12 protein-coding genes are annotated in these 13032 nt (G+C 44.7%); 11 read left to right on the forward strand and 1 reads right to left on the reverse strand.

The window, feature by feature from the left end; all coding sequences use genetic code 11:
* Positions 1–3 precede the first annotated feature (3 nt).
* Both plsY and NQ489_RS07185 read left to right on the forward strand, forming a co-directional pair.
* On the forward strand, positions 4–651 hold the full coding sequence (gene plsY, locus NQ489_RS07180; RefSeq protein WP_015525308.1) for a glycerol-3-phosphate 1-O-acyltransferase PlsY: 648 nt from the start codon (positions 4–6) through the stop codon (positions 649–651).
* A 12-nt stretch (positions 652–663) separates the two neighbouring features.
* Entirely contained in the window at positions 664–1680 is a 1017-nt protein-coding gene (locus NQ489_RS07185) for an NAD(P)H-dependent glycerol-3-phosphate dehydrogenase (RefSeq protein WP_021650176.1), read from the forward strand.
* Positions 1681–1829: 149 nt separating this feature from the next.
* On the opposite strand, the gene NQ489_RS07190 is transcribed toward NQ489_RS07185, so the two are convergent.
* On the reverse strand, positions 1830–2657 hold the full coding sequence (locus tag NQ489_RS07190; protein ID WP_022426672.1) for an aldo/keto reductase: 828 nt from the start codon (positions 2655–2657) through the stop codon (positions 1830–1832).
* Positions 2658–3003: 346 nt separating this feature from the next.
* On the opposite strand from NQ489_RS07190, the gene NQ489_RS07195 reads away from it, so the two are divergent.
* The 9 genes from NQ489_RS07195 (at position 3004) to acsC (ending at position 12940) form a co-directional block, all read left to right on the forward strand.
* The gene (locus NQ489_RS07195) at positions 3004–3396 is read left to right on the forward strand and encodes a hypothetical protein (protein ID WP_021650179.1); all 393 of its coding nucleotides are present in this window, start codon (positions 3004–3006) and stop codon (positions 3394–3396) included.
* Positions 3397–3460: 64 nt separating this feature from the next.
* Positions 3461–3643: a CooT family nickel-binding protein gene (locus tag NQ489_RS07200; protein ID WP_021975843.1), complete on the forward strand. Its 183-nt coding sequence runs from the start codon at positions 3461–3463 to the stop codon at positions 3641–3643.
* Positions 3644–3667: 24 nt separating this feature from the next.
* Positions 3668–4600, forward strand: coding sequence for a methylenetetrahydrofolate reductase (locus NQ489_RS07205; RefSeq protein WP_015525303.1), 933 nt, complete (start codon positions 3668–3670; stop codon positions 4598–4600).
* Positions 4601–4712: 112 nt separating this feature from the next.
* Positions 4713–5483, forward strand: a complete 771-nt coding sequence (locus tag NQ489_RS07210) for an ATP-binding protein (protein WP_044960447.1) — start codon at positions 4713–4715, stop codon at positions 5481–5483.
* A gap of 117 nt (positions 5484–5600) precedes the next feature.
* Positions 5601–7493: an anaerobic carbon-monoxide dehydrogenase catalytic subunit gene (gene cooS / locus NQ489_RS07215; protein ID WP_021650183.1), complete on the forward strand. Its 1893-nt coding sequence runs from the start codon at positions 5601–5603 to the stop codon at positions 7491–7493.
* A 44-nt stretch (positions 7494–7537) separates the two neighbouring features.
* Positions 7538–8311, forward strand: coding sequence for an ATP-binding protein (locus NQ489_RS07220; RefSeq protein WP_015525298.1), 774 nt, complete (start codon positions 7538–7540; stop codon positions 8309–8311).
* Between the two features lie 17 nt (positions 8312–8328).
* Positions 8329–10458, forward strand: coding sequence for an acetyl-CoA decarbonylase/synthase complex subunit alpha/beta (acsB, locus tag NQ489_RS07225; RefSeq protein WP_021650184.1), 2130 nt, complete (start codon positions 8329–8331; stop codon positions 10456–10458).
* Between the two features lie 172 nt (positions 10459–10630).
* Complete coding sequence (gene acsD / locus NQ489_RS07230; protein WP_015525297.1) at positions 10631–11572, forward strand: acetyl-CoA decarbonylase/synthase complex subunit delta; 942 nt, start codon at positions 10631–10633, stop codon at positions 11570–11572.
* 21 nt (positions 11573–11593) lie between these two features.
* Positions 11594–12940, forward strand: a complete 1347-nt coding sequence (acsC, locus tag NQ489_RS07235) for an acetyl-CoA decarbonylase/synthase complex subunit gamma (RefSeq protein WP_015525296.1) — start codon at positions 11594–11596, stop codon at positions 12938–12940.
* Positions 12941–13032 lie beyond the last annotated feature (92 nt).

Consider the following 13032-nt stretch of genomic DNA (forward strand, 5'->3'; position numbering starts at 1 on the left):
AGTATGGAACGTATTATTTGTCTTGTTATCGGTTATGTATGCGGGCTTTTTCAGACAGGCTATATTATTGGAAAAGTCCACAAGACAGATATCAGAGATCATGGCAGCGGGAATGCGGGTACTACGAATGCCTTCCGGACCTTTGGAAAGAAAGCGGGAGCGATCACCCTGCTGGGAGACTGCCTGAAGTGTGTACTGGCTATTGTGATCGTGAGAATGGTTTATGGAAATTCCATGAATGGTATCCTTCCGCTTCTTACCCTTTATGCAGCATTGGGATGTATCCTCGGCCACAATTTTCCGATTTCTATGGAATTTCGCGGTGGAAAGGGAATTGCTGCTTCTGTAGGCATGATCATTGCTTTTGACTGGCGGATATTTATTGTATGTGCAGTTGTCTTTTTTGCACTGTTCTTTACAACTCATTATGTATCGCTTTGCTCTCTCAGTGCATATGCGGTGGCTTTTATCCTGGTCCTAGTTTTTGGACATATGGGAAAATATGGGATGGATCAGGCGCATACTGTTGAGCTTTATATCGTGATGGCAGTTCTTACAGCAATGGCGTTCTACAGACACAGGGCAAACATTGTAAGACTGTTTCATGGAACAGAGAATAAGGTGTTTTTAAGCAGTAAGAATAAAAAATAAGAGGTAAGATTTATGGCAAAAATCAGCGTACTGGGTTCGGGGAGCTGGGGATTAGCCCTGGCACTCCTGTTGCATAATAATGGCCATGAAGTCCTTCTTTGGTCAGCAAGACCGGAGAATGCCCGGAAACTCCGGGAAAAAAGAGAAAATCCTGACAGGCTTCCGGGGGTACGGCTTCCGGATGAAATCGATGTCCTGACAGATCTGGAGCGTGCGCTTAAGGATGTGGATGTAACAGTTCTGGCAGTAGCTTCCCCGTATATCCGGAGTACTGCACACAAGATGGCATCGTTTGTGTGCAGGGACCAGAAGATCGTCAATGTTGCTAAAGGTATTGAGGAAAAGACACTGAAAACACTCAGCGAGGTGATCGAAGAAGAAATCCCGCAGGGTAATGTAGCTGTACTTTCCGGTCCAAGCCATGCGGAAGAAGTAGGACGCGGACTTCCTACAACCTGTGTGATCAGCGCACATACACAGGAAACTGCGGAATACCTTCAGAGTATTTTTATGAGCCCTGTGTTCCGCGTGTATACAACACCGGATATCCTTGGGGTGGAACTTGGCGGAGCACTGAAAAATGTGATCGCACTGGCAGCAGGTACTGCCGACGGCCTTGGATATGGAGATAATACCAAGGCGGCACTGATCACCAGGGGAATCACAGAAATAGGAAGACTTGGTAAAAAAATGGGGGCGCAGATGGAAACCTTTTACGGCCTGTCCGGGATCGGCGACCTGATCGTGACTTGTGCAAGTAAGCATAGCCGTAATCGAAAGGCCGGATATCTGATCGGCCAGGGATATACGATGGAAGAAGCTATGAAAGAAGTGCAGATGGTTGTGGAAGGTGTTTATTCTGCAAGAGCTGCAAGAGAGCTTGCGGAGAAATATGAGGTGGAGATGCCTATCATAACGGAAGTGAACCGCGTACTGTTTGAAGGAAAATCAGCAGCGGAAGCAGTAATGGACCTGATGCTGCGTGATAAAAAAGTGGAAACGCCCATGCTCCCGTGGGGAAATGCGTGAGCGGATCAGTTAAATATTTCCGGGTTTCAGATATGTGAAATGCTAAGCTGGGAATAACAGGATCGCCGTATCAACTGAAAAGAAAAAAAGATATCTGCCAGAAGATCACTTATGATCTGACAGATATCTTTTTTGCATTATTATGGAAATTAAAACTGAATATCACGGAGATCTTCTGGAACATGAGAAGTATGCAGATCTTCGTTCAGTGTATCGATGATCGCCATATCTTCATCCTCGATATTGAAGTCAAAGATGTTTCCATTGCTGCGGATTCGTTCCGGGTTGATGGATTTCGGAATGACAGAAATTCCCTTCTGTATTGCCCAGCGAAGCCCGATCTGTGCAGGAGTCCTGGCATATTTGGTCCCCAGAACACACATTACATCATTATCAAAATATGCACCTCTTGCCAGAGGAGCATAAGCCTGTACCTGAATACCGAAAGCCTTGCAGTATTCGATCAGTTCAGCAGGGTAACACAAAGGATGGCACTCAATCTGGTTTACAGCAGGAATAACCCCGGATATCTTACGAAGCTCTTCCAGATGCCGGATATCAAAATTACTGACGCCGATACTTAAAGCACGTCCAGATTCCAGAATGGATTCCAGCTCTTTCCAGGTGCTCAAATAGCAGCCGGGAACCGGCCAGTGTATCAGATAGAGATCTACATAACTGACTTTCAGACGGTCGAGACTACGGGAAAAAGCTCCCTGGACATCGCCGAGACGCTGCGCATTGTTCCAGATTTTGCTGGTGATGAAAAGATCCTTTCTGGGAACTCCGCATTTGGCAATGGCACGTCCAACGCTTTCTTCATTTTTATAAACAGAAGCGGTATCGATCATGCGGTAGCCGGCGGAAATAGCAGAAGTGACTGCTGCTTCGGCCTGTACGTCATCGGGCAACTTATATACGCCAAGCCCCAGAAGAGGCATTTCTCTGTCGTTGTTCAGAAAAACAGTTTCTTTCAAAATAATTCCTCCTTGTATGTTCTGCTTTCCATGCTTTTGCTATTATAGCACAAAAATATGAAAGAATCACATCAATTATATTACAAAAGTGATAAAGCTTAGAGTTGGACAGACGCGCAGACTGGGTAATGAGTTGTGGTTTGAAGAGACTAACTTCGTTAAAAATGAAACAATCGAGTTAATTTACTGTCAAAGTTTTTGGAAAAATAGGAAAAACAGCATATAATTTTGGCTATATTTTATAATTATTTTCTTGATAATAACAGTGAAAAGATGTATAATAAATTTAATTGATAAATTCTTGTCATGAGAGTGTCCGCCCAGCGGATACAGGAAAGGGGTATTTATGCATTTAATCAAAGATGAGAATGGCAATCTTGTTCAGCATGGACATGCAGACAGCCATGAACATACACATGAGCACACCCATGAGGACGGTGTGACTCACAGCCATACACACAGCCATGCGGAAGGAGATAACCATTGTCATACACACGGTGATGGACACTGCGGTTCCTGCGAGAACGGTGACTGCAAGAATGAGACTGTAGCACTTCTTACCTACATGCTGCAGCATAACGAGCATCATGCCGCAGAACTTGATCAGATGGCTGACAATCTTAAGAAGCTTAACATGGATGCAGCTGCGAAGACGATCAAAGAGGCAGTTGCAGATTTTCAGAAAGGCAATATGAGACTTGGACTTGCCCTTACACTTGTTAAGGAAGAGTTGAAATAAAAACCGACAGAATAGTTTTGACAGCATAGTGGTTAAATGATGCCACTTATTTGGAGGAATGATTATGTGTCTTGCAACAGTATATAAGGAAGAAGATAATTCTGTGATCTTTAAGAATGTAAGCCGGATCGATGTGGACGGAAATAAATTGATCCTTCGAGATATCATGGGAGATGAGCGCGTGGTAGAAGGCAGTATCCTTATGGTGGATCTTGCAAACAGCATCGTGAAACTGCAGTGTGACTGATACAAATACGCGGAGGGACGATCAATGAAATTATCTGAAGCAATGAGAGAAAAAATGCTGCTTTCCTTTGAACTTTTTCCGCCAAAGACAGAAAAAGGTATGGCAAACCTGCCGGGAACCATTGAACATCTCATGAAGTATAGACCGGAGTATATTTCCTGTACATACGGTGCCGGCGGCGGAAATGTCGGAGCCAACAGGGAAGTATGCCAGATGATCAGGAATGCAGGAACTATTCCTGTAACACACTTCACAGTGATCAAGAACACAAAAGAAGGAATCAGACAGCAGTTGGAACGGTATCTGGCAGATGGCGTTGACCATATGCTGGCGCTTCGCGGAGATATTCCGCTTGGTGAGACAACGACCTGCGGAGACTTCAATTATGCGACAGACCTTGTTAAATTTGTCCGTAATGAATTTGGCGATAAGTTTGAGATCGCAGTAGCCGGTTCACCGGAAGGCCATATCGCATGCAGAAGCTTGGAGGCTGATATTGCTGTTTTGAGACAGAAACAGGACAATGGTGCTGATTATATCATGACTCAGCTCTGCTGGGATATGGAACAGTTTAAATACTGGTTGGACGCTATCCGCGAGGCTGGGGTGACAATGCCTGTAGATGTTGGCGTGATGCCGATCTTGGACCAGGCAGCTACCATTAATATGGCTCTTTCACGTAACGGCTGTGTAATGGACAGTGAGCTTTGCAGGCTGATCTCCAGGAACTGGCTGTTCCCGAATCCGTTTAACGCTAAAGATGCTGATGGTAAACCATTTGACATGTTCTATGAGGACAAGGTTAAACGATTCAAAGAAGAAGGAATCGAATACACCATCAGACAGATCGATGAGTATCGCGCTCTTGGTGTTGACGGTATCCATCTTTATGCATTAAACAAATGGAAAGACGTATCCGAGATCATTGACAGATCCGGACTTCGTACACTTATCTAATCATCAACGAAATAAATAAGAATTCCGGCACGATGCGGAGGTGCCAGAACAGTATCAGGCACCTCCCTTATGCGCCGGCATAACAGATATAAAATCAGGAGGTGCCCGTTTTATGGCACATGTTATTGCAGTCGCCGGAAAAGGCGGCGTTGGAAAAACTACATTATGCGGAATGCTGATCCAGTATCTCTGCGAAAAGAAAAAAGGACCTGTACTGGCGGTAGATGCAGATGCCAATTCAAATCTGAACGAGGTTCTTGGCGTAGAAGTAGATACAACTCTTGGCGATGTACGTGAGGAGATCGCACATGCTGAGATGACAGAGAAAAGCCCGATCCCCAAAGGAATGTCCAAGGCAGATTATGCAGAGGTACGTTTCGAGGATGCTCTTGCTGAGGAAGATGATTACGATCTTCTTGTAATGGGAAGAACCCAGGGAAAAGGATGCTATTGCTTTGTAAACGGTCTGCTTCAGGCACAGCTTGCCAAATACCAGAAGAATTATCCATATATTGTTGTGGACAATGAAGCAGGGATGGAACATATCAGCAGAGGAATCCTTCCGAGCATGGAGACAGCAATCCTTGTAAGTGACTGTTCCAGAAGAGGTGTACAGGCAGTTGGCAGGATCGCAGAACTTATTAAGGAATGCGATATGAAGCCTTCCAGAGTGGGTCTTATTATCAACCGCGCGCCAAAAGCAGAACTGAATCCAGGAATCCTTGAGGAGATCCGGAATCAGGGTCTCGATCTGATCGGTGTGGTACCACAGGATGAGGCAGTTTATGAATATGACTGCGATGGTAAACCAACCGTTACTCTTCCTGAGGATAATCCGATGAGAAAAGCAGCTTTTGAAATTTTTGATAAATTAGGTTTATAATGGAATATAAACCTTTTTTTATAAAAGAGAATAACCCATGGGTGGGGATGGGTTCCTGCCCTGGGCTTATTATAAAAAGAAAAATAAAAATAGATGTGCTATTAAAGGAGGTCTATAATGAGTGAATTCAAATTAACTACAGTGGAGGAATTTGAAGCCGCTACAGCCCGTCTTCTCGAGACAGGTGCAAAGGTAGGAGCAGATGCATGGCAGATCCGTGCAAAGAACCAGACTCCGCACTGTAAATTCGGTGAGCAGGGTATCTGCTGCCGTATCTGTGCAATGGGACCGTGTCGTATTACACCGAAGGCTCCGAGAGGAATCTGTGGATGTGATGCTCATGGTATCGTAGGAAGAAACTTCCTTAAATTTACAGCCGGTGGTGCAGCTACTCACTCCGATCATGGTCGTGAGATCTGCCATACACTGTACTGTGCAAAAGAGGGCGGAAATTATCAGGTAAAAGATCCTGAGAAACTGCTTCGCATCGCCAAAGAGTGGGGCGTGGAAACAGAAGGCAAGGATATCTATGATCTGGCTCATGAGATGGCTGAGATCGGTCTTATGGAATATGGTAAACCGTTCGGATATCAGAGATTCCTTGACAGAATGCCAGCAGGACAGAAAGAAAAACTGATCGAGAACGAAGTCGCACCACGTGCTATCGACCGTGAGGTTGCAAGTTCTCTGCATATGAGTCATATGGGATGTTCTTCTCTTCCGGAAGCACTTGTAAAACAGTCTATTCGTTGCGGCATGGCTGATGGATGGGGCGGTTCCATGATGGGAACAGAGTTCTCTGATGTATTATTCGGAACTCCGAAGCCGATTGATACAGAGGCTAACCTTGGAGTAATGGTTGAAGAGAACGTAAATATTGTTGTACATGGACATGATCCGAGTCTTTCTGAGATGATCTGTGAGTATGCAGACAGCAAAGAAATGATCGATTATGCAAAATCTGTAGGAGCAAAAGGAATCACAGTTTCCGGTGTGTGCTGTACTTCTAACGAGGTAGCTATGCGTCGTGGTGTTCCGATGGCTGGTAACTTCCTGCAGCAGGAGAACGTAGTGCTGACAGGTGCCTGCGAGGCGATCGTAGTTGATGTTCAGTGTATCTTCCCTGCATTAGGACCTCTGAGCAAATGCTTCCATACTAAATTTGTTACAACTTCTCCGATCGCTCAGATGCCGGATTCTGAATTTATCAGATTCAACGCTGAGACAGCAGGAGAAAATGCAAAAGCAATCGTTAAGATGGCTATCGATAACTTCAAGAACAGAAAACCTGAGCTTGTACATATCCCACAGCTGAAACAGAAAGCTACTGTTGGTTATTCAGTAGAAGCGATCGTTAAAGTTCTTGATGGTGTTACAAACTCTCAGGTTGATGTAACAGGAACAACCAAACCATTACTTGAGTGCATCACTTCCGGTGTTATCCGTGGTGCTGTTGCTATGGTTGGATGTAACAATCCTAAGATCCGTCCTGACTATGCACATATCGAACTGATGAAGAAGTGTATCGCAAATGATATCATTATCATCGCTTCCGGATGTTCCGCACAGGCAGCTGCTAAAGCTGGTCTGATGGACAAATCCGCAAGAGATCTCTGCGGTGCAGGTCTGAAACGTGTCTGTGAGCTGGCTGATATCCCACCAGTACTTCATATGGGATCCTGCGTAGATATCTCCCGTATGATGATCCTGGCTGCTGAACTTGCAAAAGATGCAGGACTTCAGATCAATCAGCTTCCTGTAGTAGGATGTGCTCCTGAGTGGATGTCTGAAAAAGCTGTATCCATCGGTAACTACGTAGTTGGTACTGGTATTGATACATTCCTTGGTGTTGATCCATATGTTTCCGGTTCTTCAGAAATGTGCGAGCTTCTTACAGAGGGAACAAGAAAATGGACAGGTGCTGCTTACACAGTAGAGACAGACATCGAGAAATTAGTTGATCTTATGATCGAGAGAATTGAAGAGAAGAGAACAGCATTAGGAATCTAATCCGTTGCGATCTTTAAAATGTTATAAAAGGTGGAAGACGTAAAATGAAAATAGCAGTAACCGGTAAAGGCGGAGTAGGAAAGACAACTTTCGCAGCAACACTTGCAAGACTATACGCAGATGAGGGAAAAAAAGTCCTTGCGGCGGATGTGGATCCGGATGCGAACCTGGGTCTTGCCCTTGGATTTGACGAGGAAACCTTGGATTCTATTGTTCCAATCTCAAAAATGCGTAAGCTCATAGAAGAACGCACCGGAGCCAACAGCCAGAATCAGTTTTATAAACTGAACCCAAAGGTAGACGATATTCCGGATACTTATGGAAAAACCTGTAATGGCGTAAAGCTGCTTGTCCTTGGAACTGTGGAAACAGGTGGAGGCGGATGCGTCTGTCCTGAACATGTGATGCTTAAAAGAGTGATCAATAACCTTGTGATCCACAGAGATGATGTGGTGATCATGGATATGGAGGCCGGCCTGGAACATCTGGGCCGGGGCACCACGGAGAGCATGGATGAATTTATTGTAGTGATCGAACCAGGGGCAAGAAGTGTACAGACATATAAGAATGTTAAACGTCTTGCAAAGGATCTGGGAGTTTCTCAGGTTAAGGTCGTGGCCAATAAGGTAAGAAATCCGGAGGATGAGGAATTTATTCGGAGTAAGATCCCGGCAGAGGATCTGCTTGGAATGATCCACTACAATACAGAAGTTATAGATGCTGATCGTCAGGGGAAATCTCCCTACGATTTCAGTGAAACTGTAACAGCTGAAATCAGAAAAATCAAAGACAAAATTGATCAGAATTCAATTCTGTAAAAATAGGAGGTATTACAGTGACTTTATTTGATAGAGTATTCGGCGGAAACGATGCTGTATATGGTTTAACAGAGGGTGCTATTGACGGCGCGATCGCTCAGTATGGCGAAGACAAAGCTGTCAGCTTCCCGAATACCGCTTACAGCCTTCCTTGCTACTATGCTGTAACAGGAACAAAAGTTACAACATTAAAAGAATTAAAAGAAGCTCTTGGCGTTGTAAAAACACTTATGACAAGAGAGAAAAGACTGAACGATGCATTCATGTCCGGTGTTGCTACAGCACTCTGCGCAGAGTTCATCGAGGTTCTGAAATATATCGACGGAGCAACTCCTTACGAAGAGCCATGCTATGGACATCTTGGTGATGCTGTTATCCGTGAGCTCGGTGTACCGCTTGTAACAGGCGATATCCCAGGCGTTGCTGTTATCCTTGGTGCTGCTCCTACTACAGAAGAGGGTGTTGCTCTTGTAAAGAGCTATCAGGCACAGGGTATCCTGGTAACACTTGTTGGCGGAATCATTGATCAGGTTGCAGAAGCCGGAATGAAGACAGGTGCCAACGTTCGTGTTATTCCTCTTGGAAAAGATGTTACATCTGTTGTTCATGTAGTTTCCGTTGCGATCCGTGCAGCTCTGATCTTCGGTAACGTAACACCTGGAGATGCAGGAACACTTATGAAATACACAATGGATCGTGTACCGGCATTTGTTAACGCATTCAAACCTCTGGATGATGTGATCGTAGCATGCGGTGCAGGCGCTATCGCACTTGGATTCCCGGTTGTTACAAATGAGACAGAGAATATCTTCCGTGTACCGAAGAGCCTTATCGTTCAGGAGGACGTAAGTAAATTTAACGCTACTTCTCTTGAGGCGCGTGATATTAAGATCAAGATCACAAATATTGATATTCCGGTTGCTTTCGCATCTGCATTCGAGGGTGAGATCATCCGTCGTAAAGATATGCAGGTTGAGTTCGATGGCTCCCGTGTAGACTGTGCAGAGCTTGTACATACCTGCGATGCTTCTGAGATCGAGGATCACAAGATCACAGTAATCGGACCTGAAGTAGATGAGATGGAATTCGGCAGCAAGAACAGCATTGCATATGTTGTTAAAGTTGCAGGTAAGAATATGCAGCCTGACTTTGAGCCGGTTATCGAGCGTAAATTCCACAACTACATCAACTGTATCGAGGGTGTATACCATACAGGACAGCGTGATATGCAGCGTATCCGTATCAGCATTGACGCATTTAATGCAGGATTCAGAATCAAACATATCGGTGAAGTTCTTTATGCATCTGTTAAAAATGAGTTCGATGCAGTTGTTGATAAATGTGAGGTTGTTATCTATACAGATCCTGCTGAGTGTACAAGAATCCGTCATGAGGTTGCAATTCCGATCTTTGACAAACGTGATGAGCGTCTTGATACTCTGACAGATGAGTCTGTTGACGTATATTACAGCTGTATCCTTTGCCAGGCATTCGCACCAAGCCACGTATGTGTAGTAACACCTGAGAGACTTGGTCTTTGCGGTGCGGTTTCATGGCTGGATGCAAAAGCTACACATCAGCTTGACCCAGCTGGCCCTTGCCAGATCATCACAAAAGAGCGTCCGATCGATGAGAATCTTGGTTCTTATGAGGACGTTGATGAGGCAGTTCAGAAATTCTCCCAGGGTGCTCTGGAGCACGTTACACTGTACTCCATCATGCAGGATCCGATGACTTCCTGCGGATGCTTCGAGTGTATCTGTGGTATCGAGCCATTCTCCAACGGTGTTGTTATTGCTAACCGTGAGTATGCAGGCATGACACCACTTGGAATGACATTCCCTGAGATGGCATCCATGACAGGTGGTGGAGTTCAGACACCTGGATTCATGGGACATGGTAAACATTTCATTTCCTCCAAGAAGTTCATGAAGGCTGAGGGCGGTATCGAGCGTATCGTATGGATGCCAAAAGAACTGAAAGAATTCGTAGCTGACAGACTTAATAAGACTGCAAAAGAGCTTTACGGAATCGATAACTTTACAGACATGATCGGTGATGAGACGATCGCAGAAGATCCGGAGACACTGGTTGCATTCCTTACAGAAAAAGGACATCCGGCTCTCGGACTTGATCCGATGATGTAATTTATCCGGGAGAAAGGATGTGCGGACATCCTTTCTCCTGTAAACTGTTAAAAAGTTTGTTGATTTTTTAACAGAAATATAGTGCTGCATCTTGCCAATAACTGGTGCTATGTAGTATAATATAAGAAGCTCTGTAGTTTTTAATTATTATTTTTAAGGAGGCTAACGAAAAATGCCGTTTAATCAGAAACCACAAAAGTTCAATGCAAAGATTAATGCTGTCACAATCGGAAGCGGAGATAAGACTGTGACAATTGGTGGGGATTGTACATTCCCATTTTATTCCTTTGACGCAGAGTCAGAGAACTGCCCGAAGATCGGTGTAGAGATCTCTGATATGGGTCTTGAGGGCGTATCTGAAGGTATCAAAGCTTACTATGAAGGCGCTACTACAATGGCTGACATTGCTAAGAAAGCTGCAGCTATGGAGGGTGCTGACTTTGTTGCACTTATTCTTGAGGGCGGCGACCCGAACGGTGTTAACAAATCTATCGATGAGCTGATCGCAGTTGTTAAAGAAGTTGCAGATGCAGTTGACTGTCCACTGGTTGTAGAGGGCTGCAAGAATGTTGAGAAGGATGCAGAGCTCCTTCCGAAGGTTGCAGAGGCTCTTCAGGGCAGAAATGCACTGATCCTTTCCGAGAAAGAGGAGAACTACAAAGCGATCGGTGCAGCAGCAGGTCTTGCTTACAATCAGATCGTAGGCGCTGAGTCTGCCGTTGATATCAACCTTGCTAAACAGCTTAACGTTGTTACTACACAGCTTGGTGTAGATGCTAAGAAGATCGTTATGAATATCGGTAGTGCAGCAGTTGGTTATGGATATGAGTACGTAGTATCTACTATGGACCGTATCAAAGGTGCCGCTTTAGGGCAGAATGATAACATGCTGCAGATGCCTATTATTACACCTGTATCCGCTGAGACATGGAATGTTAAAGAGGCAATGGCTTCTGAAGCAGACATGCCGGCATGGGGACCACAGGACGAGCGTGGAATCGACATGGAAGTTGAGACAGCAGCAGCTGATCTTGCAGCTGGTTCTGATGCAGTTATCTTAAGACATCCGGAATCTGTTAAGACAATTTCCAAGCTGATCAAAGCACTTGCGTAATAAATAGGAGGATAAAGAGCTATGGCACTGAATGGTATTCAGATCTTTAAATTAACACCAAAGAAAAACTGTAAGGAATGTGGATGCCCTACATGTATGGCTTTCTCTATGAAAGTTGCACAGGGCGCTATGAAAATTGAGCAGTGTCCTCATATGTCCGAGGATGCATTAGCATCTCTTTCTGAGGCAACTGCACCGCCAATGAAAACTATCAAGATCGGAACAGGCGATGGAGAGTTTACACTTGGTGGAGAGACTGTTCTTTTCAGACATGAGAAGACATTTGTAAGCAAAACAAGATATGCCGTATCACTTTGCACATGCATGAGTGATGAAGAAGTAGAAGCAAAACTTGCAGAGATCCCACACGTTGACTATGATCGTATCGGTGAGAGAATGCATGTAGAGCTTGTTTATGTAAACTGCGATGAGAATGCAGATGCTGCAAAATTTACAGCACTTGTAGAGAAGGCTAAAGGTCTTGGAAGAACACTGATCCTTGGCTGTACAGATCCTGAGATCGCAAAAGCTGCCCTTGAAGTATGTAAGGACGGCAAACCGGTTCTTAACGGAGCAAACGCTTCCAACTACGAGGCAATGAGCAAGGTTGCTACAGATGCAGGCGTAGTTCTCGGTGTATCCGGTAAGGACATTAATGAGTTATATGATACTACAGCAGCTATTGAGAAACTTGGCAACAAGAATCTCGTACTTGATACAACAGGAGCTGACATCAAAGAGACCTTTGCAAATACTGTACAGGTTCGTCGTGCAGCTCTTAAGAATCAGGACAGAACATTTGGTTATCCTTCTATCGTTAACCTTGTTAAACTTGCGAAGGGTGACAAACATTTACAGGCAGCACTTGCTTCCATGTTTACTATGAAATATGGTTCTATCATCGTTATGGAGCAGATGACATATGCAGAGGCACTTCCGCTGTTCGGTCTTCGTCAGAACGTATTTACAGACCCGCAGAAGCCAATGAAGGTAGAACCGGGCATTTATCCTCTGAACGGAGCAGACGAGAATTCTCTCGTTGTAACAACAGTAGACTTTGCTCTTACATATTTCGTAGTATCTGGCGAGCTGGAGCGTTCCGGTGTTCCGCTTAACCTGGTGATCAATGATGCAGGCGGACTTTCCGTACTTACATCCTGGGCAGCAGGTAAATTCTCCGGAAACAGCATCTCCGAGTATATCAAAGAGAATGTTGAGCCGAAGGTTAAATGCAGAAGACTGGTTATTCCTGGTAAAGTAGCAGTTCTTAAGGGCGATCTTGAGGCTAAGCTTCCTGGATGGGAGATCATCGTAGGACCAAGAGAAGCAGTACAGCTTGTGAAATTCTTAAAAGACCTTGATGCATAAACTTAAGGTTTAAGAAATCAGCTGTCCGGCAATATCGCCGGCAGTTATAAACGGCTGTGCAGGTTTGCTACACAGCCATATCCTACTAATAT

Source organism: Blautia sp. KLE_1732_HM_1032 (assembly GCF_025147905.1).
GTDB classification, from domain to species: Bacteria; Bacillota; Clostridia; order Lachnospirales; family Lachnospiraceae; genus Blautia_A; species Blautia_A fusiformis.